This is a genomic window from Pseudomonas sp. Marseille-Q0931, assembly GCF_940789645.1.
In the GTDB taxonomy this organism is placed as follows: domain Bacteria; phylum Pseudomonadota; class Gammaproteobacteria; order Pseudomonadales; family Pseudomonadaceae; genus Aquipseudomonas.
This window is the reverse complement of sequence record NZ_CALNWT010000012.1, coordinates 145,905-160,526: the sequence shown is the minus strand read 5'-3', so window position 1 is coordinate 160,526 and position 14,622 is coordinate 145,905. Positions and strand designations below refer to the sequence as shown.

The window sequence follows — 14,622 nt, the reverse complement described above, 5'->3', positions numbered from 1 at the left end:
TGAGGGGCAATACGGGAGCCGGCAATTGTCCTACTTCGCCCCCGAGAGAACAACTCCTGCGACCTATTGTCCCAATAGACGGTTCGCCGCATCGTCCTGGCCAGTGGGCTTGCTCCAAGGCTTGTGTCATGATGCCGCGAACGTCGCAGGGCACGAGCCGGTACGGCCCTCGCCCCGGAATAACGCACGACAAGGCACTATGAACAGACCCCTCGCGTTGCTCACCGCATTCGCCTTCCTCAGCGGCTGCCAAACCTTCGCCCCCAGCGAGCCGGACGGCACGCCACCGGTGCAGGAAGCCGACCAGGCCACCCAACTGGAACCCAGCGAGTACGGCTCGTTCAGCCAGGAAAGCCTGCTCGCCCTGCTCACCGCCGAGCTGGCCGGGCAGCGCAACCGCTTCGACATCGCCCTTGGCAACTACGTGCAGCAGGCGCAGATCACCGGCGATGCCGGCGTTGCCGAGCGCGCCTTCCGCATCGCCGAATACCTCGGCGCCGAACAAGCCGCGCTGGACAGCGCGCTGATCTGGGCCGGCAACGCACCAGGCAACATCGATGCGCAGCGCGCCGCCGCCGTGCAGCTGGCCCGCGCCGGCCGCTACGACGAATCCATGACCTATATGGAGCAGGTGCTGCAGCGCCAGGGCGATACCCATTTCGACTTCCTCGCGCTGTCCGCCGCAGAAACCGACCCGGATACCCGCGCCGGCCTGCTGCAAGGCTTCGACCGCCTGCTGAGCAAGAACCCGGACAACAGCCAGCTGCTGTTCGGCAAGGCCATCCTCCTGCAGCAGGACGGCCGCGCCGAAGAAGCTCTGGAGTTGCTCGAGGACAGCGCAGCGAGCACCAATGAGGTCTCGCCGATCCTGCTGCGCGCACGCCTGCTGCAAAGCCTCGGCCGGGGCGACGAAGCCCTGCCGCTGCTGCAAAAAGGCATTCGCAAGAACCCCGACGACAAGCGCCTGCGCCTGACCTACGCGCGCCTGCTGGTCGAACAGGACCGCCTCGATGACGCCAAGGGCGAGTTCGCCAAACTGGTGCAGGAAAATCCCAACGACGACGACCTGCGCTTCTCCATGGCACTGGTGTGCCTGGAGGCCGAAGCCTGGGAAGAGGCCATCGTCTACCTGGAAGAGCTGGTCGAGCGCCGCAGCCATGTCGATGCCGCGCACTACAACCTCGGCCGTGCCTACGAGGCGCTGGAGGACGACGACAGCGCGCTGCAGGAATACAGTCTGGTCGGCCCGAGCAATGACTACCTGCCGGCCCAGCAACGTCAGGCCGAGCTGCTGTTCGCCCAACAGCGCGGCGAAGAAGCCAGCGCACGCCTGGCCCAGGCCCGCGATGCCCAGCCGGACTACGCCATTCAGCTGTACCTGATCGAGGCCGAAGGCCTGAGCAACAGCGGCCAGGTCGAGCCGGCCTGGAAGGTCATCAACGATGGGTTGGAGCAATACCCCAACGACCTCAACCTGCTTTACACCCGCGCCATGCTGGCGGAAAAACGCGATGACCTGGGCCAGCTGGAAACCGACCTGCGCTACATCATCCAGCGCGAGCCGGAGCACGCCATGGCCCTCAACGCCCTGGGCTACACCCTGGCGGACCGCACCACGCGCTACGAAGAAGCCCGCGATCTGATCGCCAAGGCGCACCAGCTCAACCCGGACGACCCGGCGATTCTCGACAGCCTCGGCTGGGTCAACTATCGCCTGGGCAATCTCGACGAGGCCGAGCGCCTGCTGCGCCAGGCCCTGGAGAAATTCCCCGACCACGAAGTCGCTGCCCACCTCGGCGAAGTCCTCTGGGCCCAGGGCAAGCAGCGCGAAGCCCGCAGCGTCTGGCGCGATGCACTGAGTGCAGCGCCGGACAGTCCCATCCTGCGTGACACCCTGTTGCGCCTGACCGGCTCCGAGACTCTTTGATGATTCGTCACCTACTCGTATTCAGCCTCCTCGCCCTGCTCGCCGGTTGTGCCGGCCTCACCTCGCACGAAGCGCTGGAAGGCCAGGGCGACCCAGCCCAGTGGAAGGCTCACAAGCAGCAGATCGCCCAGCTAGACGGCTGGCAGATCAACGGCAAGATCGGCATCCGCGCCCCGCAGGATTCCGGCAGCGCGACGCTGTTCTGGCTGCAGCGCCAGGACTATTACGACATCCGCCTGTCCGGCCCGCTGGGCGGTGGCGCCGCGCGCCTGACCGGGCGCCCGGGCGACATCCTGCTGGAAGTGTCCAACCGTGGCCGCTTCCGCGCCGAATCGCCGGAAGCCCTGCTGCGCGAGCAACTGCGTCTGGATCTGCCAGTGTCCAACCTGCTCTGGTGGATTCGCGGCCTGCCCGCCCCGGAAAGCCGCAGCCGCATCACCCTCGACGGCGCAAGCCACCTGGCGCAGCTGGAACAGGACGGCTGGCGTGTGGAATACCAGCGCTATACCGAGCAGAACGGCTATGCCCTGCCGGAACGCATGAAACTCTACGGCCAGGACCTGGAAGTGACTCTGGTGATCAAGGACTGGCAGCCGCGACAGCTCGGCCAGTAAGCCAGCGGTACATACTGTGGGAGGGGCTTCAGCCGCGACGGCTTGTCCAGCGTCTCCCATAGCACGCAGCCGGTGGATAGGCCACGCGGCCAACTACTTCCGCGGACCACTCCCTCTCCCATTTATGGGAGAGGGCCGGGGAGAGGGTGATTTGCCGCCCCTCTCCCCCGGCCCCTCTCCCGCAAGCGGGAGAGGGGAGACAAGCACCCTAAGACGACTCTTCAGCGCACCCCATGACCAGCACCTCCATCCCCGCCCACGCCGAACTCACCCTGCCCGCCCCGGCCAAGCTCAACCTGATGCTGCATATCCTCGGCCGCCGCGCCGATGGCTATCACGAGCTGCAGACCCTGTTCCAGTTTCTCGACCACGGCGACGAGCTCGGCTTCAGCGCGCGCCAGGATGGCGAAATCCACCTGCACACCCCCATCGAAGGCGTGCCGCATGACAGCAACCTGATCGTGCGTGCCGCCAGGCGCCTGCAGGAAGCTTCAGGCACCGCACTGGGCGCCGACATCTGGCTGGACAAGCGCCTGCCCATGGGCGGCGGTATCGGCGGCGGCAGTTCGGATGCCGCCACCACCCTGGTCGGCCTCGACCACCTGTGGCGCACCGAACTGGGCGAAGATCGCCTGGCCGAAATCGGCCTGGCGCTGGGCGCCGACGTACCGGTTTTCGTGCGCGGCCGCGCCGCCTTCGCCGAAGGCGTTGGCGAACGTCTGACGCCAGTGGAACTCGAGGAACCCTGGTTCCTCGTCGCCGCGCCGCAAGTCTTTGTAAGCACAGCAGAAGTTTTCGGCTCGCCCGAGTTGACACGGGATACGCCGCCCATTAAAGTTCGCAGCCTTCTTGCGGGGGGTGGTCGAAACGACTGCCAGCCGGTTGTAGAGAAGCGTTACCCTGAAGTTCGTAACGCTTTGATCTTGTTGAACAAATTTGTTTCAGCTAGATTGACCGGCACTGGAGCTTGCGTATTTGGGAGCTTCCCAAATCGGGACGATGCTGATAAAGTCGCCCGCCAACTTCCAGGCACTCTGCCGAGCTTTGTCGCTCAAGGTCGCAACATCTCGATGTTGCACCGCAAGCTCCAAGCATTGGCCAAGAAGTGAATGCTCAGCATTCGGTTATACGATACAGGGGCGTCGCCAAGCGGTAAGGCACCAGGTTTTGATCCTGGCATGCGTTGGTTCGAATCCAGCCGCCCCTGCCATAACCTCCCTCGGGAGGCATCGCAAACCGATTTAAACAGCATTCGACACAGAATATAGGGGCGTCGCCAAGCGGTAAGGCACCAGGTTTTGATCCTGGCATGCGTTGGTTCGAATCCAGCCGCCCCTGCCATTTTCCATACCCATCCAGGTATACCCCAGCCGGCAGGTACTGCGCGTGTCCAAGATGATGGTCTTCACGGGGAACGCAAACCCCGATCTGGCGCGACGGATCGTTCGTCAGCTGCACATTCCCCTCGGCGATGCTTCGGTCGGTAAATTCTCCGACGGCGAAGTCATGATCGAAATCAACGAAAACGTCCGCGGCAAGGACGTCTTCCTGATTCAGCCGACCTGTGCACCCACCAACGATAACCTGATGGAACTGGTAGTGATGGCCGACGCCTTCCGCCGTTCCTCGGCCACCCGCATCACTGCGGTTATCCCCTACTTCGGTTACGCCCGCCAGGATCGCCGTCCGCGTTCCGCTCGCGTGGCGATCAGCGCCAAAGTGGTTGCCGACATGCTCACCGTGGTCGGTATCGACCGCGTGCTGACCGTCGACCTGCACGCTGACCAGATCCAGGGCTTCTTCGACATTCCGGTGGACAACATCTACGGTTCCCCGGTCCTGGTCGACGACATCGAAGACCAGCGCTTCGACAACCTGATGATCGTCTCCCCCGATATCGGCGGCGTCGTTCGTGCCCGCGCCGTGGCCAAGAGCCTGGGCGTCGACCTGGCGATCATCGACAAGCGTCGCGAGAAGGCCAACCAGTCCGAAGTGATGCACATCATCGGTGACGTCGACGGCCGTACCTGCATCCTGGTCGACGACATGGTCGACACCGCCGGTACCCTGTGCCACGCCGCCAAGGCGCTGAAAGAGCGCGGCGCCGCCAAGGTCTACGCCTACTGCACCCACCCGGTGCTGTCCGGCCGCGCCATCGAGAACATCGAGAATTCCGTCCTGGACGAGCTGGTGGTCACCAACACCATCCCGCTGTCCGCTGCGGCGCAGTCCTGCTCGCGCATTCGCCAGCTCGACATCGCCCCGGTCGTCGCCGAAGCGGTCCGCCGCATCAGCAACGAAGAATCGATCAGCGCCATGTTCCGCTAAGCGGAACAGGCCAGATCACACTGCCCCGCCTCGTGCGGGGCTTTTTGCCCTACCGCCCGAGGCTGGTCGCAAGCCACAAGGCGGTTTGGTTATTTTGGAGAAGTGAAATGACTGTTGAATTTGCCCTGAATGCCGAAGTGCGTTCCGACCTGGGGAAAGGTGCGAGCCGCCGCCTGCGTCGTAACGTGTCCATGGTGCCTGCCGTGATCTACGGCGGCGACAAAGCCCCCGCCTCCATCAGCCTGCTGGCCAAAGACCTGGCCAAGCTGCTGGAAAACGAAGCTGCCTTCAGCCACGTTCTGACCCTGGACGTTGCCGGCACCAAAGAAAGCGTCCTGATCAAAGCCCTGCAGCGCCACCCGGCCAAAGGCTTCGTTCTGCACGCTGACTTCGTTCGCGTCGTTGCCGGCCAGAAACTGACCGCCCACGTACCGCTGCACTTCATCAACGAAGCCACCTCCGTTGGTGTCAAGCAAGGCGGCGGCGAAGTCCTGCACGCCCTGAACGAAGTCGAAGTATCCTGCCTGCCGAAAGACCTGCCGGAATTCATCGAAGTCGACATGGCCAAGGTCGCTGTTGACCAGACCGTTCACCTGTCCGACATCAAGCTGCCGAAAGGCGTTGAGCTGGTTGCTCTGGCCCACGGCAGCGACCTGCCGGTAGCCAGCATCCACCTGCCGCGCGTTCGTGAAGAAGCTGCCGGCGAAGGCGCTGCCGAGTAATCGTCAGTAGCTGGCCCGGCATGCGATCACGCCGGGCCATGTTCTCGAAAGGGCTCCTGTATGACTGCCGTACAACTGATCGTTGGCCTGGGTAACCCCGGCCCCGAATACGACCAGACCCGGCACAATGCAGGGGCCCTTTTCGTTGAGCGCGTGGCCGAGAGCCAGCGCGTCAACCTCTCCGTAGATCGCAAATATTTCGGCCTGGTGGGCAAGTTCAACCACCAGGGGCGCGAAGTTCGTCTGCTTATTCCCACCACCTACATGAACCGCAGCGGCCAGTCCGTGGCGGCATTGGCCAATTTCTTCAAGATCAAACCCGAAGAGATCCTGGTGGCCCACGACGAACTCGACATGCCACCCGGCGTCGCCAAGCTCAAACAGGGCGGCGGCCACGGCGGGCACAATGGGTTGCGCGACATCATCGCCCAGCTCGGCAACCAGAATAACTTCCATCGCCTGCGGCTCGGCATCGGCCACCCGGGACACGCCAGCCTGGTTTCCGGCTACGTGCTCGGACGCGCCCCACGCAGCGAACAGGAACTGCTCGACAAGAGCATCGACTTCGCCTTGGACGTCCTGCCGGAAATACTCGCCGGCGACTGGACCGTGGCCATGCGCAAACTGCATAGCCAGAAGGCCACCAAGTAACCACCTTTCCCCGAGGGACACACCATGGGATTCAATTGCGGCATCGTCGGCCTGCCCAACGTCGGCAAGTCCACCCTGTTCAACGCCCTCACCAAGTCCGGCATCGCCGCAGAAAACTTCCCCTTCTGCACCATCGAGCCGAACAGCGGCATCGTGCCCATGCCCGACCCGCGCCTGGATGCCCTGGCCGAGATCGTCAAGCCCGAGAAGGTCATCCCCACCACCATGGAATTCGTCGACATCGCCGGCCTGGTTGCGGGCGCGTCGAAAGGTGAAGGCCTGGGCAACAAGTTCCTCGCCAACATCCGCGAGACCGACGCCATCGCCCACGTGGTGCGCTGCTTCGAAGACGAGAACGTCATCCACGTCGCCAACAGCGTCGACCCCAAGCGCGACATCGAGATCATCGACCTCGAACTGATCATGGCCGACCTCGACAGCTGCGAGAAGCAGCTGCAGCGCGTTGCCCGTACCGCCAAGGGTGGCGACAAGGAATCCGTGGCGCAGAAGGCCCTGCTGGAAAAGCTCATCCCCCACCTCACCGAAGGCAAGCCGGCGCGCAGCCTGCTCAAGGACCTGGGTGACGACGAGAAGCGCCTGGCCAAGACCTTCCACCTGCTCACCACCAAGCCGGTAATGTACATCGCCAACGTTGCCGAAGACGGCTTCGAGAACAACCCGCACCTCGACGTGGTCAACGCCATCGCTGAAGAAGAAGGCGCCATTGTCGTGCCGGTGTGCAACAAGATCGAAGCCGAGATCGCCGAACTGGACGATCTCGAAGAGATGCAGATGTTCCTCGAAACCATGGGCATGGAAGAGCCGGGCCTGAACCGCGTGATCCGCGCCGGTTACTCGCTGCTCAACCTGCAGACCTACTTCACCGCTGGCGTGAAGGAAGTACGCGCCTGGACCGTGCGCATCGGCGCCACCGCCCCGCAGGCTGCCGCCGTGATCCACACCGACTTCGAAAAAGGCTTTATCCGCGCCGAAGTGGTCGCCTACGACGACTTCATCGCCTACAAGGGAGAAGGCGGTGCCAAGGAAGCCGGCAAATGGCGCCTGGAAGGCAAGGACTATATCGTCAAGGACGGAGACGTGATGCACTTCCGCTTTAACGTTTGATCGTTGTAAGCCACGTATAAACAAAACCCCGCTTTGGCGGGGTTTTGTTGTTTTGGGGGTGGGGAATTGTCTGTGCGGCTGGTGGTAGCAGGGATTATGAATCCGCTACGCCCTGCCCCACAGAGCCAGAGAGCCCCACAAAGCGGTCCTTTCAGCCGTCTCCCATCCTGTCTGCCCCAGTGCGTATCAGAAAATTAGACTAATGTAGTCACCTGACTGCTTGCCAGTGTGGGCTAGTAAAGGTAGGTTGTGACCACGACAGAGCAAAATGCCATCATGCGCTGCTATGTCTTTGGTCAGTCAATCCTTCCATGAAAAGGCGTTCTCTGTTATCTAGAGCGCCAATTGTTGGGTAGGAAGTGGTTCCCTCGAAATCACTACAGTTTGCCCTGGCCATTTGCAAGGTTGGAAATAATGATTTTTCTTAAGGAAGCAGCACGTCTTTTCAATAGCAAGGAGCTATCCAGATTTGCAGACGGTAACCTAGAGCTTTTAGAAAAAGTTGCCTCTAGATACCAAGAGTCTTTGGGAGATTTTTTCTACGCCAAAGACGTCTTCGAACTCTGCTACAAAGACTTCGAAAGAAACTATAAGAACGAATATTTATTCAAGAATATCATCGCAAAGAAAATATTGCTCGGCCGCCACTCTTTAAAAACAGCAACCATGCTAAGCGAATTCAGAGTAGGCCACAACAAAGCAGACTGCGTCATCCTAAACGGCATCAGCACCTGCTACGAAATAAAGTCCGAGTACGACAACTTAAATAGACTTCAGGAGCAATTAGACTCCTACCTTAGAGTTTTTGATAAAGTTTATGTTGTGACCACTGAGAAACACTATGAAAAGCTCACACCTTCCATACCAGCTTCCGTAGGAGTTTTACAGCTTAGTCGACGCAATACTTTAGCAGAAATAAAAAGCGCCCAGTTTTCCGAGCACGCCGTAGACGTTGAAATTTTAATGTCGTCACTGCGAAAATCAGAGTACATGGCAATAGTACGCGTCTTGTTTGGAGAGGTACCAAACACCTCTAATGCAAAAACCTACGATGCCTGCAAGGAGATGCTGCATGACGCCAGTTCTGCTGATATCAGAAAAGCGCTATGCAATACATTAAAGAAAACAAGGAAGGCGGACGATGACTTTGTAAAACAACTCCCTGACAATCTGTTAGCGGCCGGCATTGAGTACAACTTTTCCAACACCAGCAAGTCAAGACTGATTAAAAACCTAAACATCACATTCAGTAAGGAAGCTTTATGTACTACCCAATACTACGGGGTAAACTCCATGAACTAAGCGCCATCAAGGAACTGGCATCCCTGCCTATATCAGCCAGGTGTCTGCCATTGCTTGAACCAGTAAATTCAAGCCTTAATCAGATCATCGCCTGTATTGATGACTTATTCGGCAAAGGCATCACACCCTATGTTGTTATCAACCCAACTCTTGGCGAATATCGCAACCAAGGCACAAACCTTTATCACTCTCTGCAACATAATCCGCGTTCGTCAGGAAAATTCGCTCCGTGCGTAAAAATACTCAGCTCCTTTGACACGAACTCAATTTCCCTACTCCAAAACACACCCAATTCTGCTGCTTACCTAGTCTCTGATATTTCACCAGCAGCGATCCCAATCTTAAATGCAGCAAACTGCACTTTTGCAAACCCATTAAAAGTAGACGCGACAATACTCCAGTCAGTCTCTCGCATAGTGCTATATTTAGACTCTTTCGCTAAGCAGCGAAGAAATGCAGATTACCCGCCAACGTCTTTCTATTCAAATCTTCACTTCACCTACACGAACTACCCAAACGCAATTGGCGTGGGTGACTTCACTGTAATGGGCGAGGAATATTCTGAGGCGGGTGGTCCGGCTTATGTAGTTGCAATCCATATGTCTCATGTACAGCATCAGCCTTCTAGCGCTATTCACGTTAGGCATTTCTGCTCCACAAGTCAGCCCACCTCGCCATCCAACCCGGGCGGTAAATTCTTGGAAGCGCTAAACGACTTGATTGCTTTCGACAACAGCAACCCACGCTACTTTGATCGAACATGGGGACTGTCTGAACTTCGCAATTACCATGCACTCCAGCACTTCCCTGGCCTGGGCGTAGTAAAACAGCTGTCCGTGGAACATCATATGGAAACTATTTGCAACTTTATCTAGCAAGTATTTGGAGGGGTCTAACCCCTCCTTATCCCTACGGCAAAGTATTTATTTTTTTCTTAAGCGCGGCCCTATCACCCTCGTTGTTCACCACGTGAAAAAAAAGGGGACAGATTTATTTTTTTTGTCCTACCCTTCGTTTGAGCCGCTCTGGTTCCGGCTGGCTTCGTCATAATCAGGGCTCGTCTGGCCATGTTCCGGCATCGCTTCGCCAGTAAGCAACCACCATCTATAGCTAGGAAATACTCGCCCGAGAATCTCGAACCAATCAGCGAAGCGCGAACCTGCCTGAATCCACGGAGGCCTTTATGGAAGAAAGCTATGCCCCCTTGTTGCTGATGCGCCACAACCGCCACTGCGCGGCGTGATGATCGACCGCCAGCCCTGGGTCTGCGCCAAGGAGTTCGGCCTGTTGATGGGGCACCGCCACCCGGAGCGGATCTGCCGGCTGATGGATGACGACCAGGTGCGCACGGTGATCTTCTGCACGCGCCAGGACGATGCGGAGCCTGTGCAGGTGCTCAGCGAATCTGCGCTTTACCGCGCCCTGTGCCGTTTCAGCCATCCCGAGAATCGCAGCCTGCGCCGCTGGCTCACTCATGAGGCCCTGCCCGCCCTGCGCGACGCCTGGGAGCATCGCGGACAGGAACCCAGACGCACACTGATGGCCTGGGATCGCCAGCGCATCAGCCTGCTGGAATGGCAAGGCGACCTATGGATCGCCCTGCGCGACATGCCGCGCTTCGCCCCACCGCCCCTACCCGGCGAACGTTCGTTGCGTGCTCTGCTCAATCGCTGGTGGCGTTGATGGCCAGTCTGACCATCCGCATGGACAACGATCTCAAGCAACGCTTGCGCGGTCAGGCAACCCGTAATGGGCGCTCGATGGCGGAGGAGGTGCGGCAGATGCTGCGTGAAGCACTCTTTATCGAACCGCCCAAGGCCAAGACCTGCCGAACTGGCCGATACCGCCGTATCGCTGGCTGACTTCAGGAAAGCCCCAATAGGCATCCTTCACGAATGCGGCGGCGAGACGGTGGTGATCCTCGATCACAACGCACCTGTCTTCTATGCCGTTCCCACTGAACGGTACGAGGCCATGCTGGAAATGATCGACGATACTCGTCTGGCCGAAATCATACGTACGCGGCAAGGCACCCCCACGGTTCATGCCGATATCGATGTGCTCATCGCACAGGCCGTCGGAGCCGACTTGATTGGCGCAGCAGCCCGAGACTCCAGCCCCGGATCGAGGAGCAGTCCACACAATACTCTGCGAATTTACGCATTGTTGCGCGTTGCGCAACACGCTAGACTCCGGCGATGATCAAATCTTTCCAGCACAAAGGGCTACGCAAGCTGTTCGAAACGGGCAGCACGGCTGGCGTACAAGCAGCCCACGCCAAGCGATTACGAATGCAGCTGGCAGCGCTGGATACCGCTATGACGATAGATGATATGGATGTCCCTGGCTTTCGCTTGCACCCGCTCAAGGGAGAAATGCGTGGACGCTGGTCGATCATGGTGAACGGCAACTGGCGGCTGACGTTCGAGTTTCGCGACGGAAACGCTTATGTCCTGGACTATGAGGATTACCACTGATGAACATGCACAACCCGCCCCATCCCGGTGAGTTCATCACCGATATCTACCTGGAGCCCAATGGCATCAGCGGCCGCGAGCTGGCCGAGAAGCTAGGCGTAGCGCCCTCGACACTGAGTCGTGTACTCAAAGGCAGTAGCCGTGTAACACCGGAAATGGCCCTGCGCCTGTCAGTAGCACTGGGGCGCTCGCCGGAAAGCTGGCTGGCCATGCAGGACGCTTATGATCTGTGGATCGCCCGTCAGCACGTAGACCTCAAACAGGTTGGCAAACTGGCGTTCGCCTGATTGCTGAAGCAATTGTCACCGTCAATAGAGGTAGCGTCATGTCGCCCCCATCTTTGCAGATCAAAAAGGCCTACTTCGCCAGGGTGCGTCGTTCCAACTACTTTGCCAGCCTGTGCTTGGCGGGTTTTCAGGTCACTCCTGCCGATGCGGAACGCCCATTACCTTCACGCGAAGCGGTATTGAACAAACTTCGGTCTAGGGACACCTGAAAAACAAAGGGGCGGATTGTTCCTGCCCTGACGCTCGCACCCAGAACGCCATGGACAGCCTCAGTGCGAGCAATTAATCTGCCGGCCTTTCGCATCAAGGATGAACCACGTGAAAACACTGCTACTACTGATCGCCATCGCCGCCGCCGGCTATTACGTCTATAACGAGCACTTCTCCGTTACCGCCATCACGGTCGATAGCTACCAGGCTTTACTGAAGAAGGCAGAGGCCACAAGCGTAAGCCTTGATGAAGTGAAGGTCGGCGCCAACAACCTTGCAGCTTTCATATGCAGCGACCCCAGCTACCAGGTTACAGGCGGCTCGACGCCCGCCAACTGCATGGCGCGTTACGAGAACTATCGGGAAATGTGCGAGAACCGCATCTTTGGCCAGTCCCCTCAGAGCTTTGCCAGCAAGGCCGAGGTGATCGCCATTGCCAAGCGCTACACCTCATGTGTGGGAGCGGTCGGCAGCTAAGCGAAAAAGGCGCCGTTCAGGCGCCTTTTCCAGGGGCAAACAAAAAGGGGTTAGCTTTCGCTAACCCCTTGAAATTTATGGTGGCTACACCGGGACTTGAACCTGGGACATCAGCATTATGAATGCTGCGCTCTAACCGACTGAGCTATGTAGCCAACGGCGCGCATTGTCCGCGTCTAGCCCACTGCTGTCAACCCCAGATCAACGATAAATTTACGTTTTATCAAGCGGTTAGGCTTCGCCGCTGGCGACGCGCCCAATTACTCGTTTCCGAGCCTGCGGTTCACCGCTCAATTGCTCGGACGGTGCTTGCGGGGCTGTCGGACGATCCCGGAAAATCCACCTCCAGCAGGCTGCAGCGCCGCCGCGCGCTGGCCCATGAACCAGGAGAACACCTTGAGAGCGAGAGACGACTTCGACGATCTGCGGGCGGAGCGTGATATGCCGACGCATTACCGCAACGAACCCAACCGCTTCGCCGGGCTGTGGAAGCAGATCGCGATAGGCATCGTTGTCGGCTACAGCGTGCTGGGCATCATTAGCGCGGTTGTCTGGATGCTTGTCGCCCAGGTCGCGCTTAGTAGCCTGTCGATCACCCTGCCGTAACGGTCACATCCCTGCATCACTGGAGGTGCCGAGGGTGGGGTTGGCACTTGCCATCCCCTGCCCACCTCTTCATCCTGCCCCACTTGTTGACCAAACGAGCCCTGTCATGACGCCCATCCAGAATATCGGCCTGGCGCTATTCGTCGTGCTTTCCATCGGTATCGCCATCGGCCACAAGACCGATTGCGGCGATGGTCGCGTGGTGGAAACCTACCTTGCCAAGGGCCTGGCCTCGAAGCTGCTGGGGCATGATCTTTGCCAGCAACCCTGAACGACTCTTCATTAAGGAAGATGTGATGAAAAAGTTCGCCTTGCTTGTCAGCTTTGGCCTTCTCGGCGCTTGCGCCAACCTGGGTTCGCAGCCACCGGTGCCGGTTACCTCGCCGGTGGTGCAGGCCTTTCGCGATATCTGCCTGCAGACGGCGCCGAGCTTTGCCGAGGCGCATCGCGTGGCGCGGGAGTATGGCATCACCGAAATGACCGACATGGGCTTCGCCACCATCGGCTTCAACGCGGACAAGAGCCTGAGCATGCAGGTGAAGGTCAGCCATGAATGCGTGGTGACCAGCGAGACGCAGCAGGACGACACGCTGACCCGCCAGCTGCTGACCGCCGCCGCGGTCAATGCCGGCACCACGGTACCGCGCAGGGTGCCGGTGAAGATGATGATCGCCGGGCAGCCGTTCATCCTGACGCACGATCGCAAGGGCGGCGAAGCTTTGGTAATGATGAAGCCGGAGTAAGCACCCTCCCGGCCCCTCTCCCGCAAGCGGGAGAGGGGAGTTTTTTCAGGCGCTTTTGCCTGGTCGCGTGGCCAGCAGCAGGCCACCGAAGATCATCGCGGCGCCCAGCCAGTGGTAGAGCTGCAGGCTCTCGTTCAACAGCACCCAGCCCAGCAACGCAGTGAAGACCGGCATTACGTAATTGGTCAGCGCCGCCTTGGCCGCGCCGATCACGCGGATGCCATGGTTCCAGGCCAGGTAGGCCACCAGCGAGGCGAACACCGCCGTGTAGACGATGGCCGAGAGATTGGCGGTATTGAGCGTCAGGTGTGCGCCCTGGCTCAGTTCATAGAGGTAGAAAGGCAGGATCAGCGGTACGCCGAGCAGAATGAACACACCGAGCAAGGCCAGCGGCGGAATTGGCTGCAGGTACGCCGACCAGCGTCGCAGCAGCAGCGAGTACAGCGCCCAGTCGACCACGGCCAGCAGCATGATCAGGTCGCCCTGGTTGAACGACAGGCTGGCCAGGCGACTCCATTGCCCCTGGCTGATGAGCACGGCCAACCCCGCCACGGCCACCAGCATGCCCCACCAGGCACGGCGAGCCGGCCATTCATTGAGCAACAGACCGGCACCGATGAAGGTCACCAGCGGCAGGCAGGTGTTGACCAGCGAGATGTTGATCGCCGCCGTGGTCTGCGCGGCGCTGTAGAGCAATGAGTTGTAGCCGGCGATGCCAAGGCCGCCAAGCACCAGCAGGCGCCAGCCGGCATTGCCCACGGCCACGCGGTGACGCCACAGCGGCATGGCGACGAAGGGCAGTAGCAGCGCCAGGGCCAGGCACCAGCGCCAGAACGACAGGGTGAACGGCGCGATTTCGCCGGCGAAGGCACGCGCCACCAGCGCATTGCCGGACCAGCAGAGGTTGGCCAGCAACAGGCCGAACAGCGCCAGCGGGCGCGAGTGTTGGAGTGCGTTCATAAGGCGATTGCCGCGCCAGGTTTATCCGAACGGGAACGGCCCGGTTGAGCACGGTCAGCGTGCGGGCAGTGCTGAGCGATCATTGCATAGCTTCCGAAGCAGGCGGCTTTGCACCATACGGAGGCAGGCCAGGCTTGGCAAGATCGCGGCGGATGAGCAAAGGCGCGCTGCGTACCGGAGTCGGCACGCAGCG

At 59.7% G+C, this 14,622-nt stretch carries 19 protein-coding genes and 3 tRNA genes; 20 read left to right on the top strand and 2 right to left on the bottom strand.

Annotated elements, in window-relative coordinates:
- The first annotated feature begins 199 nt into the window (after positions 1–199).
- From P3C50_RS18805 to P3C50_RS18725, 17 genes are all read left to right on the top strand, one after another.
- Positions 200–1,927, top strand: a complete 1,728-nt coding sequence (locus P3C50_RS18805; RefSeq protein WP_275547118.1) for a tetratricopeptide repeat protein — start codon at positions 200–202, stop codon at positions 1,925–1,927.
- Positions 1,927–2,541, top strand: coding sequence for a lipoprotein insertase outer membrane protein LolB (gene lolB / locus P3C50_RS18800; RefSeq protein ID WP_275547117.1), 615 nt, complete (start codon positions 1,927–1,929; stop codon positions 2,539–2,541). Before P3C50_RS18805 ends, lolB begins: the two co-directional genes overlap by 1 nt.
- A 233-nt stretch (positions 2,542–2,774) precedes the next feature.
- Positions 2,775–3,650: a 4-(cytidine 5'-diphospho)-2-C-methyl-D-erythritol kinase gene (gene ispE / locus P3C50_RS18795; protein ID WP_275547116.1), complete on the top strand. Its 876-nt coding sequence runs from the start codon at positions 2,775–2,777 to the stop codon at positions 3,648–3,650.
- 26 nt (positions 3,651–3,676) lie between these two features.
- Positions 3,677–3,751 (top strand) — tRNA-Gln (locus tag P3C50_RS18790).
- Between the two features lie 56 nt (positions 3,752–3,807).
- Positions 3,808–3,882: transfer RNA gene (locus P3C50_RS18785), tRNA-Gln, on the top strand.
- A 45-nt stretch (positions 3,883–3,927) separates the two neighbouring features.
- The gene (locus tag P3C50_RS18780) at positions 3,928–4,869 is read left to right on the top strand and encodes a ribose-phosphate pyrophosphokinase (RefSeq protein ID WP_197854836.1); all 942 of its coding nucleotides are present in this window, start codon (positions 3,928–3,930) and stop codon (positions 4,867–4,869) included.
- A 107-nt stretch (positions 4,870–4,976) separates the two neighbouring features.
- On the top strand, positions 4,977–5,591 hold the full coding sequence (locus tag P3C50_RS18775) for a 50S ribosomal protein L25/general stress protein Ctc (RefSeq protein WP_197854835.1): 615 nt from the start codon (positions 4,977–4,979) through the stop codon (positions 5,589–5,591).
- A 60-nt stretch (positions 5,592–5,651) separates the two neighbouring features.
- Positions 5,652–6,242, top strand: a complete 591-nt coding sequence (gene pth, locus P3C50_RS18770; protein ID WP_072422958.1) for an aminoacyl-tRNA hydrolase — start codon at positions 5,652–5,654, stop codon at positions 6,240–6,242.
- Positions 6,243–6,266: 24 nt separating this feature from the next.
- Positions 6,267–7,367 carry a redox-regulated ATPase YchF gene (gene ychF / locus P3C50_RS18765; RefSeq protein WP_275547115.1) on the top strand — a complete coding sequence of 367 codons (1,101 nt, stop codon included), beginning with the start codon at positions 6,267–6,269 and terminating at the stop codon, positions 7,365–7,367.
- Between the two features lie 414 nt (positions 7,368–7,781).
- Positions 7,782–8,669: a sce7726 family protein gene (locus P3C50_RS18760; protein ID WP_275547114.1), complete on the top strand. Its 888-nt coding sequence runs from the start codon at positions 7,782–7,784 to the stop codon at positions 8,667–8,669.
- On the top strand, positions 8,630–9,544 hold the full coding sequence (locus P3C50_RS18755) for a sce7725 family protein (protein ID WP_275547113.1): 915 nt from the start codon (positions 8,630–8,632) through the stop codon (positions 9,542–9,544). Before P3C50_RS18760 ends, P3C50_RS18755 begins: the two co-directional genes overlap by 40 nt.
- Before the next feature lie 367 nt (positions 9,545–9,911).
- Complete coding sequence (locus tag P3C50_RS18750; protein ID WP_275547112.1) at positions 9,912–10,352, top strand: BRO family protein; 441 nt, start codon at positions 9,912–9,914, stop codon at positions 10,350–10,352.
- Positions 10,352–10,531, top strand: a complete 180-nt coding sequence (locus P3C50_RS18745) for a FitA-like ribbon-helix-helix domain-containing protein (protein ID WP_275547111.1) — start codon at positions 10,352–10,354, stop codon at positions 10,529–10,531. Before P3C50_RS18750 ends, P3C50_RS18745 begins: the two co-directional genes overlap by 1 nt.
- A 336-nt stretch (positions 10,532–10,867) precedes the next feature.
- Positions 10,868–11,146 carry a type II toxin-antitoxin system RelE/ParE family toxin gene (locus P3C50_RS18740; protein WP_275547110.1) on the top strand — a complete coding sequence of 93 codons (279 nt, stop codon included), beginning with the start codon at positions 10,868–10,870 and terminating at the stop codon, positions 11,144–11,146.
- Entirely contained in the window at positions 11,146–11,433 is a 288-nt protein-coding gene (locus P3C50_RS18735; RefSeq protein WP_106739111.1) for a HigA family addiction module antitoxin, read from the top strand. The genes P3C50_RS18740 and P3C50_RS18735 overlap by 1 nt, the downstream gene beginning before the upstream one ends.
- Before the next feature lie 38 nt (positions 11,434–11,471).
- Entirely contained in the window at positions 11,472–11,642 is a 171-nt protein-coding gene (locus tag P3C50_RS18730; RefSeq protein WP_275547109.1) for a YhfG family protein, read from the top strand.
- Between the two features lie 109 nt (positions 11,643–11,751).
- Positions 11,752–12,120 (top strand): hypothetical protein, encoded by a 369-nt coding sequence (locus tag P3C50_RS18725; protein WP_275547108.1) that lies wholly within the window; start codon positions 11,752–11,754, stop codon positions 12,118–12,120.
- Between the two features lie 78 nt (positions 12,121–12,198).
- Here P3C50_RS18725 and P3C50_RS18720 read toward each other — a convergent pair.
- Positions 12,199–12,275, bottom strand: a tRNA-Met gene (locus P3C50_RS18720).
- A 223-nt stretch (positions 12,276–12,498) separates the two neighbouring features.
- Between P3C50_RS18720 and P3C50_RS18715 the strand changes: the two genes are divergently transcribed.
- The 3 genes from P3C50_RS18715 to P3C50_RS18705 all read left to right on the top strand — a co-directional run bounded on the left by P3C50_RS18715 (position 12,499) and on the right by P3C50_RS18705 (position 13,469).
- Positions 12,499–12,726: a hypothetical protein gene (locus tag P3C50_RS18715; RefSeq protein WP_275547107.1), complete on the top strand. Its 228-nt coding sequence runs from the start codon at positions 12,499–12,501 to the stop codon at positions 12,724–12,726.
- A gap of 106 nt (positions 12,727–12,832) precedes the next feature.
- Positions 12,833–12,997: a hypothetical protein gene (locus P3C50_RS18710; RefSeq protein ID WP_197854795.1), complete on the top strand. Its 165-nt coding sequence runs from the start codon at positions 12,833–12,835 to the stop codon at positions 12,995–12,997.
- A 25-nt stretch (positions 12,998–13,022) separates the two neighbouring features.
- Positions 13,023–13,469, top strand: coding sequence for a hypothetical protein (locus P3C50_RS18705; protein WP_275547106.1), 447 nt, complete (start codon positions 13,023–13,025; stop codon positions 13,467–13,469).
- Between the two features lie 45 nt (positions 13,470–13,514).
- On the opposite strand, the gene P3C50_RS18700 is transcribed toward P3C50_RS18705, so the two are convergent.
- A complete protein-coding gene (locus P3C50_RS18700) occupies positions 13,515–14,429 on the bottom strand; it encodes a DMT family transporter (RefSeq protein ID WP_275547105.1) in 915 nt (304 codons plus the stop codon).
- Positions 14,430–14,622 lie beyond the last annotated feature (193 nt).